15 protein-coding genes are annotated in these 15,499 nt (G+C 56.4%); 12 read left to right on the plus strand and 3 right to left on the minus strand.

Translation table 11 applies throughout. The features are described 5' to 3' along the window. Nucleotides 1-48 precede the first annotated feature (48 nt). The 9 genes from sapA to pdeR all read left to right on the plus strand — a co-directional run bounded on the left by sapA (nucleotide 49) and on the right by pdeR (nucleotide 11,748). Complete coding sequence (gene sapA / locus ES815_RS22395) at nucleotides 49-1,689, plus strand: ABC transporter substrate-binding protein SapA (RefSeq protein WP_142489788.1); 1,641 nt, start codon at nucleotides 49-51, stop codon at nucleotides 1,687-1,689. Continuing rightward, nucleotides 1,686-2,651 (plus strand): putrescine export ABC transporter permease SapB, encoded by a 966-nt coding sequence (gene sapB, locus ES815_RS22400; RefSeq protein ID WP_142489789.1) that lies wholly within the window; start codon nucleotides 1,686-1,688, stop codon nucleotides 2,649-2,651. The genes sapA and sapB overlap by 4 nt, the downstream gene beginning before the upstream one ends. Further along, nucleotides 2,638-3,528, plus strand: coding sequence for a putrescine export ABC transporter permease SapC (sapC, locus tag ES815_RS22405; protein WP_142489790.1), 891 nt, complete (start codon nucleotides 2,638-2,640; stop codon nucleotides 3,526-3,528). Before sapB ends, sapC begins: the two co-directional genes overlap by 14 nt. Continuing rightward, the gene (sapD, locus tag ES815_RS22410; RefSeq protein ID WP_142489791.1) at nucleotides 3,528-4,520 is read left to right on the plus strand and encodes a putrescine export ABC transporter ATP-binding protein SapD; all 993 of its coding nucleotides are present in this window, start codon (nucleotides 3,528-3,530) and stop codon (nucleotides 4,518-4,520) included. Before sapC ends, sapD begins: the two co-directional genes overlap by 1 nt. A gap of 1 nt (nucleotide 4,521) precedes the next feature. Next, the gene (gene sapF, locus ES815_RS22415) at nucleotides 4,522-5,328 is read left to right on the plus strand and encodes a putrescine export ABC transporter ATP-binding protein SapF (protein ID WP_142489792.1); all 807 of its coding nucleotides are present in this window, start codon (nucleotides 4,522-4,524) and stop codon (nucleotides 5,326-5,328) included. A gap of 123 nt (nucleotides 5,329-5,451) precedes the next feature. Then, entirely contained in the window at nucleotides 5,452-6,240 is a 789-nt protein-coding gene (gene fabI, locus ES815_RS22420; protein ID WP_142489793.1) for an enoyl-ACP reductase FabI, read from the plus strand. Between the two features lie 161 nt (nucleotides 6,241-6,401). After that, the gene (locus ES815_RS22425) at nucleotides 6,402-7,409 is read left to right on the plus strand and encodes a CMD domain-containing protein (RefSeq protein WP_142489794.1); all 1,008 of its coding nucleotides are present in this window, start codon (nucleotides 6,402-6,404) and stop codon (nucleotides 7,407-7,409) included. 88 nt (nucleotides 7,410-7,497) lie between these two features. Continuing rightward, nucleotides 7,498-9,432 carry an exoribonuclease II gene (locus tag ES815_RS22430; protein ID WP_142489795.1) on the plus strand — a complete coding sequence of 645 codons (1,935 nt, stop codon included), beginning with the start codon at nucleotides 7,498-7,500 and terminating at the stop codon, nucleotides 9,430-9,432. A gap of 324 nt (nucleotides 9,433-9,756) precedes the next feature. Then, complete coding sequence (gene pdeR / locus ES815_RS22435) at nucleotides 9,757-11,748, plus strand: cyclic di-GMP phosphodiesterase (RefSeq protein ID WP_142489796.1); 1,992 nt, start codon at nucleotides 9,757-9,759, stop codon at nucleotides 11,746-11,748. Here pdeR and ES815_RS22440 read toward each other — a convergent pair. After that, nucleotides 11,745-12,614 carry a crotonase/enoyl-CoA hydratase family protein gene (locus tag ES815_RS22440; RefSeq protein ID WP_142489797.1) on the minus strand — a complete coding sequence of 290 codons (870 nt, stop codon included), beginning with the start codon at nucleotides 12,612-12,614 and terminating at the stop codon, nucleotides 11,745-11,747. The two genes, pdeR and ES815_RS22440, sit on opposite strands and share 4 nt — an antisense overlap. 192 nt (nucleotides 12,615-12,806) lie before the next feature. Here ES815_RS22440 and ES815_RS22445 point away from each other — a divergent pair, with 192 nt between their 5' ends. The 3 genes from ES815_RS22445 to osmB all read left to right on the plus strand — a co-directional run bounded on the left by ES815_RS22445 (nucleotide 12,807) and on the right by osmB (nucleotide 14,289). Continuing rightward, nucleotides 12,807-12,989, plus strand: coding sequence for a hypothetical protein (locus tag ES815_RS22445; protein ID WP_106993141.1), 183 nt, complete (start codon nucleotides 12,807-12,809; stop codon nucleotides 12,987-12,989). 68 nt (nucleotides 12,990-13,057) lie between these two features. Next, on the plus strand, nucleotides 13,058-13,813 hold the full coding sequence (locus ES815_RS22450; RefSeq protein ID WP_142489798.1) for a DNA-binding transcriptional regulator YciT: 756 nt from the start codon (nucleotides 13,058-13,060) through the stop codon (nucleotides 13,811-13,813). A gap of 260 nt (nucleotides 13,814-14,073) precedes the next feature. After that, complete coding sequence (gene osmB, locus ES815_RS22455; RefSeq protein ID WP_106993143.1) at nucleotides 14,074-14,289, plus strand: osmotically-inducible lipoprotein OsmB; 216 nt, start codon at nucleotides 14,074-14,076, stop codon at nucleotides 14,287-14,289. A gap of 113 nt (nucleotides 14,290-14,402) precedes the next feature. Here the strand turns inward: osmB and yciH are convergent, their stop codons facing one another. Then, complete coding sequence (gene yciH / locus ES815_RS22460; RefSeq protein WP_142489799.1) at nucleotides 14,403-14,729, minus strand: stress response translation initiation inhibitor YciH; 327 nt, start codon at nucleotides 14,727-14,729, stop codon at nucleotides 14,403-14,405. Continuing rightward, the gene (pyrF, locus tag ES815_RS22465; protein ID WP_142489800.1) at nucleotides 14,729-15,466 is read right to left on the minus strand and encodes an orotidine-5'-phosphate decarboxylase; all 738 of its coding nucleotides are present in this window, start codon (nucleotides 15,464-15,466) and stop codon (nucleotides 14,729-14,731) included. Before pyrF ends, yciH begins: the two co-directional genes overlap by 1 nt. Nucleotides 15,467-15,499: the final 33 nt, after the last annotated feature.

Raw genomic sequence — 15,499 nt, forward strand, 5'->3', positions numbered from 1 at the left:
TGTAAGTGCGATACACTTTGCAGATCGTCACTAAAAACCTTAAAAATTATGCGTCTGGTTTTCTCGTCCCTGATTGCGCTCGGTCTGTTAAGTAGCCAGGCTTTTGCTGCCCCCGTGCCTGCGGATCGCGCCGATATTCGCGACAGCGGCTTTGTCTACTGCGTCAGTGGGCAGGTCAACACCTTCAACCCGCAAAAAGCGAGCAGCGGTTTGATCGTCGACACTCTCGCCGCGCAGCTGTATGACCGCCTGCTGGATGTCGATCCCTATACCTACCGCCTGGTGCCGGAGCTGGCCGAGAGCTGGGAAGTTTTAGACAACGGCGCAACCTACCGTTTTCGTCTGCGCGACGATGTGAACTTCCAGACCACGCCGTGGTTTAAACCCACCCGCAAACTCAATGCGGATGACGTGGTCTTTACCTTCCAGCGCATTTTTAACCGCGACCATGCGTGGCACTACGTCAACGGCGGCAGCTTCCCCTACTTCGACAGCCTGCAGTTTGCCGATACGGTGAAAAACGTACGCAAGCTGGATAACCGCACGGTGGAGTTCACCCTCGCCCGTCCGGATGCCTCCTTCCTGTGGCATCTGGCAACGCACTATGCCTCGGTGATGTCCTCCGAATATGCCACCCAGCTGACCCTGCAGGACAAACAGGAGCAGATGGACCGCCAGCCGGTGGGCACCGGACCGTTCCAGATCGCAGAATATCGCGCCGGTCAGTATGTGCGCCTGCAACGCCATGAGAAATTCTGGCGCGGCAAACCGCTGATGCCCCAGGTGGTGGTGGATTTAGGCTCCGGCGGAACAGGCCGTTTATCGAAACTTCTCACCGGCGAGTGCGATGTGCTGGCCTGGCCTGCTGCCAGCCAGCTGACCATCCTGCGCGACGATCCGCGTCTGCGCCTGACGCTGCGCCCGGGAATGAACATTGCCTATCTGGCGTTTAATACCAATAAGCCGCCGCTGAACAACCCGGCGGTGCGTCACGCCCTGGCGCTGGCGATCAATAACCAGCGTCTGATGCAGTCCATCTATTACGGTACCGCAGAGACCGCCGCATCAATCCTGCCCCGCGCCTCGTGGGCTTACGATAGCGAGGCTAAAATTACTGAATACAACCCGGATAAATCACGCGAGCAGCTCAAGGCGCTGGGGGCGGAGAACCTCACCCTGCAACTGTGGGTGCCCACCAGCTCCCAGGCATGGAACCCGAGTCCGCTGAAAACCGCCGAGCTGCTGCAGGCCGACCTCGCCCAGGTGGGGGTCAAGGTGGTGATTATCCCGGTGGAAGGCCGTTTTCAGGAGGCGCGCCTGATGGACATGAACCATGATTTAACCCTTGCCGGCTGGGCAACCGACAGTAACGACCCGGACAGTTTCTTCCGGCCGCTGCTGAGCTGCGCGGCGATCGATTCGCAGACCAACTACGCCCACTGGTGCCACCGCGAGTTTGACGACATTCTGCGCAAAGCGCTGTCTACTCAGCAGCTGGCGGCGCGAATCGATGCTTATGATGAAGCGCAAATGATTCTGGCTAAAGAGCTGCCGGTGCTGCCGCTGGCCTCTTCCCTGCGTCTGCAGGCGTACCGTTACGATATTAAAGGCCTGGTGCTCAGTCCGTTTGGTAACGCGTCCTTTGCCGGCGTTTCCCGTGAGAATCAAGAAGAGGTGAAAAAACCGTGATTATTTTTACCTTACGTCGGCTGCTGTTGTTGCTGATCACCCTCTTCTTTCTGACTTTTGTCGGCTTCAGCCTGAGCTATTTCACCCCCCATGCACCGCTGCAGGGAGCCTCTCTGTGGAATGCATGGTGGTTCTGGTTTGAAGGCGTGTTGCACTGGGACTTCGGTGTCTCCAGTATTAACGGCCAGCCGATCGCCGAGCAGCTGAAAGAGGTGTTCCCTGCGACCATGGAGCTGTGCATTCTGGCATTCGGCTTTGCGCTGGTGGTCGGGATCCCGGTCGGGATGCTGGCCGGTATCACCCGCAACAAGTGGCAGGATAAACTTATCAGCGCCATCGCCCTGCTCGGCTTTTCAGTACCGGTATTCTGGCTGGCGCTGTTGCTGACGCTCTTTTTCTCGCTCACGCTTGGCTGGTTGCCGGTGTCCGGGCGTTTCGACCTGCTGTATGCGGTGAAGACGGTCACCGGTTTCGCGATTATTGACGCCTGGCTCTCAGATTCGGTCTGGCGGCATGAGATGATTATCAGCGCCGTGCGCCACATGGTGTTGCCGGTGCTGGCGCTGGCCGTGGCGCCGACGACTGAGGTCATTCGCCTGATGCGCATCAGCACCATTGAGGTGTTTGATCAGAACTATGTTAAAGCCGCTGCCACGCGCGGGCTGTCGCGGCTGACGATTTTACGCCGCCATGTCCTGCATAACGCCCTGCCGCCGGTGATCCCGCGTCTTGGCCTGCAGTTCTCCACCATGTTGACGCTGGCGATGATTACCGAGATGGTCTTTAGCTGGCCGGGTCTGGGGCGCTGGCTGATCAACGCCATCCGCCAGCAGGACTACGCCGCCATCTCCGCTGGGGTGATGGTGATTGGCGCACTGGTGATTATTGTTAACGTGATATCCGATATTTTGGGCGCTATGGCTAACCCGCTGAAACATAAGGAATGGTATGCCTTACGATAGCGTATACAGTGAAAAGCGCACGCCCGGCGCATTGCGCACCGCGTGGCGTAATTTTTACGGCGACGCCACGGCAATGATCGGCCTGTACGGCTGCGGCGGCCTGGTGCTGCTCTGCATCCTGGGATCCTGGTTTGCCCCCTACGGCATCGACCAGCAGTTTCTTGGCTATCAGCTGTTACCCCCCTCCTGGTCGCGTTACGGCGAAGTCTCCTTCTTCCTCGGTACCGATGACCTCGGCCGCGATGTTTTAAGCCGCCTGCTGAGCGGCGCGGCACCCACGGTGGGCGGCGCCTTTGTGGTCACCCTGGCGGCCACGCTGTGCGGTCTGGGGCTGGGCATTGTCGCCGGGGCGACCCACGGCCTGCGTTCGGCGGTCACTAACCATATACTCGATACCCTGCTGTCGATTCCGTCGCTGCTGCTGGCAATCATCGTGGTGGCGTTCTCCGGGCCACACCTGATCCACGCCATGTTTGCGGTGTGGCTGGCGCTGCTGCCGCGCATGGTGCGCTCGGTCTACAGCCTGGTTCACGATGAGCTGGAAAAAGAGTACGTGGTTGCCGCTCGTCTGGATGGCGCTACCACCTTAAACATTCTGTGGTTCGCAGTGCTGCCCAATATCGCCTCCGGGATGGTCACCGAGATCACTCGCGCCCTGTCGATGGCGATCCTCGATATCGCTGCGCTCGGGTTTCTCGATCTGGGCGCGCAGCTCCCTTCTCCGGAATGGGGGGCAATGCTGGGCGACGCGCTGGAGCTGATCTACGTAGCACCCTGGACTGTGATGCTGCCGGGCGCGGCGATCATGATTAGCGTGCTGCTGGTTAACCTGCTTGGCGACGGCATTCGTCGCGCCATTGTGGCGGGGGTGGAATAATGCCGTTACTGGATATTCGCAATCTGACGATCGAATTTAAAACCGGCGAAGGCTGGGTGAAAGCGGTCGACCGCGTCAGCATTACCCTCAGCGAAGGCGAGATCCGCGGCCTGGTGGGCGAATCAGGCTCGGGCAAAAGCTTAATTGCCAAAGCGATCTGCGGCGTGGCGAAAGATAACTGGCGCGTCACCGCTGACCGCATGCGCTTTGACGATATCGACCTGCTGCGCCTCTCCGTTCGCGAGCGACGCAAGCTGGTGGGCCACAACGTGTCGATGATTTTTCAGGAACCGCAGTCCTGCCTCGATCCGTCGGAGCGGGTGGGGAAACAGCTGATGCAGAACATTCCCGCCTGGACCTATAAAGGCCGCTGGTGGCAGCGTTTTGGCTGGCGTAAACGCCGGGCCATCGAGCTGCTGCACCGGGTGGGGATCAAGGATCATAAAGATGCCATGCGCAGCTTCCCCTATGAGCTGACCGACGGCGAGTGTCAGAAAGTGATGATCGCCATTGCGCTCGCCAACCAGCCGCGCCTGCTGATTGCTGACGAACCGACCAACGCGATGGAGCCGACTACCCAGGCGCAAATTTTCCGTCTGCTTACCAGGCTTAACCAGAACAACAACACGACCATATTACTGATCAGCCATGACCTGCAGATGTTGAGCAAATGGGCGGATAAGATTGACGTGATGTACTGCGGGCAAACCGTGGAAACCGCCGGTAGCGAGGAGCTGGTGACCATGCCGCATCACCCCTATACCCAGGCGCTGATCCGTGCGATCCCCGATTTTGGCAGCGCTATGCCCCATAAAAGCCGCCTCAATACCCTGCCGGGGGCAATTCCGCTGCTGGAGCACCTGCCGATCGGCTGTCGCCTCGGGCCGCGCTGCCCGTATGCGCAGCGGAAATGCATTGAAACCCCGCGCCTGGCCGGGCCGAGGAACCATCTGTTTGCCTGCCATTTCCCGCTGAACATGGAGAAAGAGTGACATGGTCGAAACCTTGCTGGAAGTGCGCAACCTGAGTAAGACCTTTCGCTACCGTACCGGTTTGTTCCGCCGCCAGACCGTCGAAGCGGTGAAACCGCTGAGCTTTACTCTGCGGGAAAAGCAGACCCTGGCCATCATCGGTGAGAACGGTTCAGGGAAATCGACGCTGGCGAAAATGCTGGCCGGGATGATCGAACCCTCCGATGGTGAAGTATTGATTGACGACCATCTGCTGAAATTTGGTGATTACTCGTTCCGCAGTCAGCGGATCCGCATGATTTTTCAGGATCCGTCGACGTCGCTGAACCCGCGCCAGCGTATCTCGCAGATCCTCGATTTTCCGCTACGTCTGAATACCGATCTTGAGTTTGAAGCGCGGCGTAAGCAGATTATTGAAACCCTGCGAATGGTCGGGCTGCTGCCGGATCACGTCAGTTACTATCCACATATGCTGGCACCGGGGCAGAAACAGCGTCTCGGCCTTGCCCGCGCGCTGATCCTGCGGCCAAAGGTGATCATCGCTGACGAAGCGCTGGCCTCGCTGGATATGTCGATGCGTTCACAGTTAATCAACCTGATGCTTGAGCTGCAGGAGAAACAGGGTATTTCGTATATCTACGTGACCCAGCATCTGGGGATGATGAAGCACATCAGCGATCAGGTGCTGGTGATGCATGAAGGCTCGGTGGTGGAGCGCGGCAGTACCGCATCGGTGCTGGCCTCGCCGCTTCACGATCTGACAAAACGTTTAATTGCCGGCCATTTTGGCGAAGCCTTAACCGCCGATGCCTGGCGAAAAGATCGCTGACCTGCCCCTGTATGGAGTGGTCGGATTAACACTGTACGCGACACATGCTATTATCGCCGCGTTTTAACGACGGTTGTCCAACAGATGACAGCCGCCACAACAATGAATATAAGGATTAGAGCTATGGGTTTTCTTTCCGGTAAGCGCATTCTGGTGACTGGCGTTGCCAGCAAACTGTCCATCGCATACGGTATCGCACAGGCGATGCATCGCGAAGGCGCTGAGCTGGCATTCACCTACCAGAACGACAAGCTGAAAGGCCGCGTAGAAGAGTTTGCCGCGCAGCTGGGTTCCAGCATTATTCTGGAATGCGACGTTGCACAAGATGAAAGCATCGACGGCATGTTCGCTGAGCTGGCAAAAACCTGGCCGAAATTTGACGGTTTCGTTCACTCCATCGGTTTTGCACCGGGCGACCAGCTGGATGGCGACTACGTGAACGCGGTCACCCGTGAAGGCTTTAAAATTGCTCACGACATCAGCTCCTACAGCTTTGTGGCGATGGCAAAATCCTGCCGCACCATGCTGAACCCGGGCGCAGCCCTGCTGACGCTCTCCTACCTGGGTGCTGAGCGCGCTATCCCGAACTACAACGTAATGGGCCTGGCAAAAGCCTCTCTGGAAGCTAACGTGCGCTATATGGCGAACGCGATGGGTCCTGAAGGCGTGCGCGTGAACGGTATCTCTGCGGGTCCAATCCGTACCCTGGCCGCTTCCGGCATCAAAGACTTCCGTAAAATGCTGGCGCATTGCGAAGCGGTTACCCCAATCCGTCGCACCGTCACCATCGAAGACGTGGGTAACTCCGCGGCGTTCCTGTGCTCTGACCTCTCGGCTGGCATCTCCGGCGAAGTGGTTCACGTTGACGGCGGTTTCAACATCGCTGCAATGAACGAGCTGGAAATCAAATAAGTTCGTCACCTTCCCGCTGCGGCGGGAAGGTTTGCCTGCCGTTCCATCCCGTTTTCCCTCTCGTTATTCCGTTCCGCTATTTGTTATCACCTAACAATATTTTTCCGCTTATCCGCCTTACGCCAGGATATTGATCGCCATTTTGAGATCAAGGAACGCACATGGAACAACGCCGTATTTCTGGCAAAGGCCACTGGTATCACGAGACCCAGTCCAGTAGCAGCCCGACGGAAGTCCTGCCTTTGGTTCCCGAAGCCGCACAGGTCGCGGATCGTTTTTTGCTGAACCTCACTTTACCGACAACGCTGCTGGCGGCCTGCGAACGCTGGTTAACCCCGGCCCGGGCGCTGTGTGACCTCTTTTTCCCGCGCGCCGTGCCGGTAAATCGCCTGCGCACGCTGAGCGCGTACGACCGATTCAGCACCGCCCTGACCGTGGCGCAGGTGTGCGGCGTGCAGCGTCTGTGTAATCATTACGCTGCGCTTCTCGCCCCGCTCCCCGGTCCTGACTCCTCTCGTGAAAGTAATCGCCGCCTCGCCCAGATCACCCAGTATGCCCGCCAGCTTGCCAGCTCGCCTGACGTGATCGACGCCAAGGCGCAGCAGGAGCTCGATGATGTGGGCCTGACGGTGTATGACATCGTGACCATCAACCAGATTATCGGCTTTGTCGGTTTTCAGGCGCGGGTTGTCGCAGTGTTTCAGGCCCTGCTCGGGCACCCTGTCCGCTGGCTACCCGGACACCACATCCCCCCGCATGCCCTGATTGATGATAATGAGCTGAACATGGACGCCTGGGAGTCTGTCGTGCCAGGCGTTGAGCAACGGAACGCCAGCGCGCAGCAGCTGGCATCCCTTGAACGCTGGCAGGCCGAGCCGCTATTGCAGCAGCTTACGCCGGTGCTGTGCCATGAGCCGGCGATCCTCGATTACACGGGGGAGATTCTGGTCAGCGGCATCCATAACGCGCAACCAGCCGATGCGCCAGATGAGGCGGTAAAACGCGCCGTAGAACAGCTGGCGCGCTCCCCTGATCGGTTCAGCGCCGCGCAGTTTACCCCGCTGATGGACGAGGGTCTTCCCCCGGTTCAGGCTATCAACCTGCTGACCTGGAGCGCTTTTTGCGGCTGGTTGAGCCGTCTGAAAATCGCCATCGGCAGAGGCGAATAACCCTACTCATTACCTAAAGAGCGCTTGCCGTAACAGTGAGATTCGCGTAAAACTGTCAGCCGCTCAATGGCTACGAAAATAGATCACTATGCTCCAGGACAACCCGCTGCTAGCGCAGCTTAAACAGCAACTGCATTCCCAGACGCCACGTGCTGAAGGGGTCGTAAAAGCCACGGAAAAAGGCTTTGGCTTCCTTGAAGTCGATGCACAGAAAAGTTACTTCATTCCGCCTCCGCAGATGAAGAAAGTGATGCACGGCGATCGTATTACTGCCGTGATCCATAGCGAAAAGGATCGTGAATCTGCCGAGCCTGAAGCGTTGATCGAACCGTTCCTGACCCGCTTTGTGGGTAAGGTGCTGCGTAAAGATGACCGTCTGTCCATCATTCCGGACCATCCCCTGCTGAAAGACGCCATCCCTTGCCGCGCCGAGCGCGGGGTCGCACATGATTTTAAAGAAGGTGACTGGGCCGTGGCTGAAATGCGCCGTCACCCTCTCAAGGGCGACCGCGGTTTTTATGCCGAGCTGACCCAGTTTATTACCTTCGGCGACGACCATTTCGTGCCATGGTGGGTCACGCTGGCACGTCATAATCTGGAAAAAGAAGCGCCAGAAGGTGCAGCGACGGAGATGCTGGACGAAGGTCTGACGCGTCGCGATCTCACCGCCCTCAATTTTGTGACCATCGACAGCGCCAGCACCGAAGATATGGACGATGCGCTGTATGTGGAAGAGCAGGCTGACGGCAAGCTGCTGTTAACCGTGGCCATTGCCGATCCTACGGCCTGGATTGCTGAAGGCACGCCGCTGGATGACTCTGCTAAAATTCGCGCCTTCACCAACTATCTGCCGGGCTTCAACATCCCGATGCTTCCGCGCGAACTGTCTGACGACTTGTGCTCACTGCGCGCTAACGAAGTCCGTCCGGTTCTCGCCTGCCGCATGACCATCGCCACCGATGGCACCATCGAAGAGAACATCGAATTCTTTGCAGCCACCATCGAGTCAAAAGCCAAGCTGGTGTATGACGAAGTGTCTGACTGGCTGGAAAACAGCGGTAGCTGGCAGCCTGCAAATGACGCCATTGCTGAACAGATCCGTCTGTTACAGCGCGTCTGCCTGAGCCGCAGCGAGTGGCGTAAGACCCACGCGCTGGTGTTCAAGGATCGCCCTGACTACCGCTTCATTCTCGGTGAAAAAGGTGAAGTGCTGAATATTGTTGCCGAACCGCGTCGCATTGCTAACCGCATTGTTGAAGAGTCGATGATTGCGGCCAACATCTGTGCGGCCCGCGTACTGCGCGACAAACTCGGTTTCGGTATTTATAACGTGCACACCGGCTTCGACCCGGCGAACAGCGAGGCGCTGGCCGCCCTGCTGAAGACTCATGACGTACACGTCGACCCGCAGGAAGTCCTGACGCTGAACGGCTTCTGCAAGCTGCGTCGTGAGCTGGATGCACAGCCGTCCGGCTTCCTCGATAGCCGCATCCGTCGTTTCCAGTCTTTCGCTGAGATCAGCACCGAACCTGGCCCGCATTTTGGCCTGGGTCTGGAAGCCTATGCGACCTGGACATCCCCGATCCGTAAGTATGGCGATATGGTTAACCACCGCCTGCTGAAAGCGATCGTCAAAGGGGAAACCATCGCCCGTCCGCAGGACGAAACCACCGTGCAGATGGCAGAGCGTCGTCGTCTTAACCGCATGGCGGAGCGCGACGTCGGTGACTGGCTGTATGCCCGCTTCCTGAAAGACAAAGCCGGGACTGATGCCCGTTTTGCGGCCGAAATCATCGATATCAGCCGCGGCGGCATGCGTGTTCGTCTGGTGGATAACGGCGCCGTGGCCTTTATTCCGGCCCCGTTCCTGCACGCCGTGCGTGACGAACTGGTTTGCAGCCAGGAGAACGGCACCGTTCAGATTAAAGGTGAAGTGGCCTATAGGGTGACTGAGGTTATCGACGTCACTATCGCTGAAGTACGCATGGAAACACGCAGCGTTATTGCCCGCCCTGCCGTCTGATTGTCGCCTGCTGAAAAGTCGGATCCACCCACGCCGGGTGATCCGACTTTTTTATTACCTCTAAAACCTCATACTCATTATTTTTACGTACCTTTCCCTCCCACAAATTGCAAAAAGCGATCACAATTATTAACGGCGGGCGGATTCACGTCTTAATGCGCTACAGGAATATTCATTCGTCTGTATCCTTTTTCGCCATTCTCGTTCTAATATAAGAATACTGGGAAAAAACAATAGGTTTAGTTCGGGTTTACCGCCGTTTTATTGCGATTAAACCGACTGGAAATGCACAATCTGTGCAATTAAGTGCGCCTGGGAGAGAGCATGATTGACGATCTGGAGCAAAATTTGCTGTTTCGTTACATGGGCACCCACAGTCCCTGGTGGCGGCTGACGGCGGACAGTAATGCGCTCCATCTTGCGGCCAGTGAAAGCGCAGACACTACACAGGTTGTCGCGTTGACCGATGAACAGGCCAGTCATATTCGCCAGATGACGGTGATCACCTCCAGCATTACCATGACGCTCTCCCTGTACGGTACCGATGTGCCAGTGCACCTGGTAGGCCGCAAAATCAATAAAAAAGAGTGGGCCGGCACCGCCTCCGCCTGGCATGACACCTCCGCTGTCGCCCGCGATCTGGCGCAGGGTCTCTCCTTTGCCGAACAGGTAGTTTCTGAAGCCAACTCGGTCATCGTCATTCTCGATCGGCACGGCAATATTCAACGCTTCAACCGCCTGAGCGAAGAATACACCGGGATGAAAGAGCACGAAGTCATTGGTCAGAACGTTTTTAAGCTGTTTATGAGCCGCAGCGAAGCCGCTGCCTCCCGCCGTAATATCAGCGGTTTTTTCCGTGACGGTAGCTCTTATGAAGTGGAGCGCTGGATCAAAACCCGCAAAGGGCAACGTCTGTTCCTGTTTCGTAATAAATTTGTGCACAGCGGCAGCGGCAAAAACGAAATTTTCCTTATCTGCTCCGGTACGGATATCACTGAAGAGCGTCGTGCTCAGGAGCGGCTCCGGGTACTCGCTAATACCGATACCATTACCGGCCTGCCAAACCGCAATGCCATTCACGATATGATCAGCGAAGCGATCGATAAGCGCGGCGACACTCAGGTGGGCGTGGTCTACCTTGACCTCGATAATTTCAAAAAAGTGAATGATGCCTACGGGCATATGTTTGGCGACCAACTTTTACAGGCCGTGGCGCTGGCGATCCTCAGCTGTCTGGAAGATGGCCAGGTACTGGCTCGTCTGGGCGGCGATGAGTTCATCGTGCTGGCCACCGGGACTTCCCAGGGTGCGCTGGAAGCGATGGCGTCGCGGATCCTGACCCGGCTGCGCCAGCCTTTCCGGATTGGTTTGATTGAAGTCTATACCGGCTGCTCGCTGGGCATCTCCCTTGCCCCGCAGCATGGGACCGATCGTGAAAGCGTGATCCGCAATGCCGACACCGCCATGTACACCGCCAAAGAGAACGGACGTGGCACGTTTTGCGTCTTCTCACCGGAGATGAATCAGCGCGTCTTTGAATATCTGTGGCTGGACACTAACCTGCGCAAGGCGCTGGATAATGATCAGCTGGTGATCCACTACCAGCCGAAGATCACCTGGCGAGGTGAGGTCAGAACCCTCGAAGCGCTGGTTCGCTGGCAGTCGCCAGAGCGCGGCCTGATCCCGCCGCTGGAGTTTATCTCCTATGCCGAAGAGTCGGGGCTCATCGTGCCGCTGGGCCGTTGGGTGATGCTCGATGTGGTCCGCCAGGTCGCCAAATGGCGCGATAAAGGCATTAATTTGCGCGTAGCGGTCAACGTCTCGGCGCGCCAGCTGGCGGATCAGACCATATTCAGCGATCTGAAACAGGCGCTGAAGGATCTCAATTTTGAGTACTGCCCGATTGATGTGGAGCTGACGGAAAGTTGCCTGATTGAAAACGAAGAGCTGGCGCTGTCGGTTATCCAGCAGTTCAGCCAGCTGGGGGCGCAGATCCATCTCGATGACTTCGGCACCGGTTATTCGTCGCTGTCGCAGCTGGCCCGCTTCCCGATTGATGCTATTAAGCTCGATCAGGCCTTTGTCCGGGATATCCATAAGCAGTCTGTGTCGCAGTCACTGGTGAGGGCGATTGTTGCCGTCGCCCAGGCGCTGAATTTGCAGGTGATTGCCGAAGGGGTGGAGAGCGCGAAAGAAGACGCCTTTCTGACAAAGAATGGCGTCAACGAACGACAGGGTTTTCTCTTTGCTAAGCCCATGCCCGCTGTCGCATTCGAGCGATGGTTTAAACGATATCAGGCACGCAACGCGCGTTAGCTGGCTTTACGCAAGCCTGATGCGGTGTGGCGGTCCTGGAGCTGAACCAGCCGCTGCATATAGGCCACGTCCTTCTGCTGCAGACAGAATGCGGCATCCACCCAGTCTTCCGTGATATCCATAAGCTCACTACGCGGCAGCTGCAACACCCGCTGACGCGCGCGGAGCATGGCTCTGACGCCGTTCATTTTAGGCTGTAACGTGTCGATGAAGGTCCGTGTCGCTACGTAGCCCTGACCGGGTTCGAACAGCACGTCCACCAGCCCCTGCTGCTGATACCACTCTGCAGTGTGTGACTCCCCTTTGTAGATCAGCTCTTCTGCCAGTTTCATGCCTGAACGGCGTGCCACCAGCGAGTAGCCGCCCATGCCGGGAAAGAGATTGAAGGCGATCTCCGGGAAGCCTAAACGCGCATCCCGCTGTGCCAGCAGGAAGTGGTGCGCCAGCGCGGCCTCAAATCCGCCGCCAAGCGCACTGCCCTCCACCATCGACAGGGTGATTGCCCCGGTATCGAAGCCACGCGACGCAGCATGGACACAGTCCACGCACGCGCGGGCATACGCCCGAAGCGCTTCGCGACGTCCATTCTCGATGCACTCAACAAAGAAACGTAGATCGCCGCCGGTGTTGTACATATCTGGCACCAGCGATCCGGTCACCCAAAAATCGACCTCAAACCCGGACTGCCTTACCAGCCAGGACAGGTTCATGATCTCCTCAATCAGGGCATGATTGAAGCATGGGCGTGGCTGAGCTCGCAGCATCATCCACACGGTGCGTCTTTCCTCTTCGTAGTAAGCTGCGAGTTGGGTGAATCGTACAGAATCAGTGAACAGTTTACAGGTAGCCTGATTGATAATTGTCATAGTCTAATTCCTCATAGAAAAAAGCGCCTTGCGCGCAGAATTAGACTAATCCACTACCAAAGTCCTCTGTATAAAGATGTATGAAAATATCACTACTATTAATGTACTTTCGTTAGCACACTTTTTCCCTTCTCTTTTGCCGTTAATTTCTGCATCATTGAATTTATTCACTTTTCATTTAGGGATGAGATTATGTCTGATATCGATGCACTGAAAGTTGCCCAACGTATTGATACTGTGCTGGATATTCTGGTTGCAGGTGATGTGAACTCTGCTCTGCGTAATCTCGAGATATTAAAATCAGAATTACTGACCCAGGCGGGCGCGCAGAAAAACGGCGACGCCGCACAGCCTAAATCGCCGTGGGAAGTTTAAGGGTCGCAGCAGCTCCCGTGGTTATGTCAGTTTTCAACTAACGGCTCAGCCGTTTTAATATGGATGCTATGAATTCCCGACAACAAATAATATTACAGATGGTGATCGACACAGGACGTGTGAGCGTCGTTGATCTGGCTAAAAGTACCGGCGTGTCTGAAGTCACCATCCGCCAGGATCTCAATCTTCTGGAAAAAATGAGCTATCTGCGCCGCGCGCATGGCTATGCCGTGCCGCTCGACAGCGAAGATGTCGAAACGCGCATGATGAACAACTATGCCCTGAAACGTGAACTGGCGGAGTTTGCCGCTTCTCTGGTCAACAACGGCGAAACGGTGTTTATCGAGAACGGCAGCTGTAATGCCCTGCTGGCGCGTACCCTGGCCGAGCAGAAAGAGGAAGTCACCATCGTGACGGTGAGCAGCTACATTGCTCATCTTCTGAAAGAGACGCGCAGCGAAGTCATTTTGTTGGGCGGAATCTATCAGAAAAAAAGCGAAAGCATGGTTGGCCCTCTTACACGTCAGTATGTTCAGCAGGTTCATTTCAGCAAGGCCTTTATCGGCATCGATGGCTGGCAACCTGAAACCGGCTTTACCGGGCGGGATATGATGCGTTCAGACGTGGTCAATGCGGTGCTTGAAAAAGGCGGTGAGGCTATTGTGCTGACCGACAGCACCAAATTTGGCGCGGTGCATCCCTACACCATGGGCCCGGTCTCCCGCTTCAGCCGGGTTATTACTGACGAAGGCATCAAAGCGGCCCACAGCGAGAAACTGCAGCACGACGGGCTCATCGTCGATATCGTGAAAAAGCCAGCCTGACTCCCCTCCAACGCCCGGTTCGCCGGGCGTTTACCTGCCCTTTCGCTCTGAGATTATTCTGACGCAGCCTTTAAGACTATTTACCTGTTGGATCAGTGATAAAGACGTAAAATTAATGTTAGCGATATAACAGGAAGTGACTATCACCTGCGTGATTTTGTAACGCCTGCGCGAACAGTTTCATGGAAAACACGCTTAAGAGTTTTACACTTAATTAAGCAGAGTTATTTCCGTGGACCACTACTTCAGGAGAATGAGTTATGTCTATTAACAGCAAAAAATTATCCGCTGCTATGCTGGCCGTTACGCTGGCATTGTCCCTGAGCGCATGCTCCGGCATGAGCAGACAAGACCGTAATACCGCGATTGGTGCGGGTGCAGGCGCAATCGGTGGTTCCGTCTTAACTGACGGAAGCACGCTGGGGACCCTGGGTGGTGCCGCAGTGGGTGGTATCATCGGTCATCAGGTTAAATAACTAACCGATTTCCACCGCAGTCATTTGATAATGCCCTTTTGTTTCTGGCGTTATCTCAAAATAAAAATAATAAGCCACGGTCTCGACCGTGGCTTATTTGTTTCTGGCACGCGTCAACCACCCGCTAATTTCACTTTCATCCCTTTTGCTTCCAGCAGGGATTTAATCAGATCCCGCTTGTCGCCCTGGATCTCAATTACGCCATCCTTGACGGCCCCGCCGCAACCGCATTTTTTCTTCAGTTCAGCGGCAATGGCTGCCAGGGTGGCATCGTCAGCATCAATGCCGGTCACGAGGCATACGCCCTTTCCTTTACGCCCGCTGGTCTGGCGTTGAATTCGTACAATGCCGTCGCCTTTCGGACGCTCAGCTACCGCTTTCGGTTCATCTATGCGCCCGGTGTCGGTCGAATAGACCAGGCGACTGTTGTTATCGCGCATTACGCCCCCTTGTGAAGTGATGCGTTGATGGCTTTCAGAGTTTGTGCCGGGTCAGCAGATTGGGTTACCGGACGACCAATAACCATATAGTCTACGCCCGCCGCCAGCGCCTGCTCCGGGGTCATAATGCGGCGCTGGTCGCCGGCATCGCTGCCCTGAGGACGAATACCTGGCGTTACCAGCTTAAAGTCCTGGCCAATAGCGCTTTTGAAGCGCACGGCTTCCTGAGCTGAGCAAACCACCCCGTCCAACCCACAGCTGTGCGTCAGGCGCGCCAGACGCTCGGCATGCTCTACTGGTGACAGTGTCACGCCAAGATCCAGCAGGTCGCTGGACTCCATGCTGGTCAACACGGTAACCGCAATCAGTAACGGCGCGTCTTTGCCAAAGGGCTGAAGAGCTTCACGAGCTGCGGTCATCATCCGCGCACCGCCTGAGGCGTGCACGTTAACCATCCAGACGCCCAGCTCGGCAGCAGCCGCTACCGCATGGGCAGTGGTGTTAGGAATATCGTGGAATTTCAGATCCAGAAAGACATCAAAACCGCGCTGCTGCATGTCACGCACAATTTGCGGGCCAAAGAGCGTAAACATCTCTTTGCCGATTTTCAGGCGGCAGTCGCGCGGGTCAATACGATCAACGAACGCAAGCGCGTTATCGCGATTGTTGTAATCCAGAGCGACAACAACAGGAGATTCAGTAACTGCGCGGGATGAAGAGGGAGCTACAGACGTCATGACCGGACCTTCTCGTCGATGGGCGCCGCATCG

Source organism: Leclercia adecarboxylata (assembly GCF_006874705.1).
Taxonomy (GTDB): Bacteria; Pseudomonadota; Gammaproteobacteria; order Enterobacterales; family Enterobacteriaceae; genus Enterobacter; species Enterobacter adecarboxylatus_C.

Bases quoted from the DNA above. Each gene is read 5' to 3' on its own strand.
- ES815_RS22450 (WP_142489798.1), top strand. From the start codon at position 13,058: ATGAATTCCCGACAACAAATAATATTACAGATGGTGATCGACACAGGA.
- sapA (WP_142489788.1), top strand. From the start codon at position 49: ATGCGTCTGGTTTTCTCGTCCCTGATTGCGCTCGGTCTGTTAAGTAGC.
- fabI (WP_142489793.1), top strand. From the start codon at position 5,452: ATGGGTTTTCTTTCCGGTAAGCGCATTCTGGTGACTGGCGTTGCCAGC.
- sapC (WP_142489790.1), top strand. From the start codon at position 2,638: ATGCCTTACGATAGCGTATACAGTGAAAAGCGCACGCCCGGCGCATTG.
- yciH (WP_142489799.1), bottom strand. From the start codon at position 14,729: ATGCGCGATAACAACAGTCGCCTGGTCTATTCGACCGACACCGGGCGC.
- pdeR (WP_142489796.1), top strand. From the start codon at position 9,757: ATGATTGACGATCTGGAGCAAAATTTGCTGTTTCGTTACATGGGCACC.
- ES815_RS22430 (WP_142489795.1), top strand. From the start codon at position 7,498: ATGCTCCAGGACAACCCGCTGCTAGCGCAGCTTAAACAGCAACTGCAT.
- ES815_RS22440 (WP_142489797.1), bottom strand. From the start codon at position 12,614: ATGACAATTATCAATCAGGCTACCTGTAAACTGTTCACTGATTCTGTA.
- ES815_RS22445 (WP_106993141.1), top strand. From the start codon at position 12,807: ATGTCTGATATCGATGCACTGAAAGTTGCCCAACGTATTGATACTGTG.
- sapF (WP_142489792.1), top strand. From the start codon at position 4,522: ATGGTCGAAACCTTGCTGGAAGTGCGCAACCTGAGTAAGACCTTTCGC.
- ES815_RS22425 (WP_142489794.1), top strand. From the start codon at position 6,402: ATGGAACAACGCCGTATTTCTGGCAAAGGCCACTGGTATCACGAGACC.
- pyrF (WP_142489800.1), bottom strand. From the start codon at position 15,466: ATGACGTCTGTAGCTCCCTCTTCATCCCGCGCAGTTACTGAATCTCCT.
- osmB (WP_106993143.1), top strand. From the start codon at position 14,074: ATGTCTATTAACAGCAAAAAATTATCCGCTGCTATGCTGGCCGTTACG.
- sapD (WP_142489791.1), top strand. From the start codon at position 3,528: ATGCCGTTACTGGATATTCGCAATCTGACGATCGAATTTAAAACCGGC.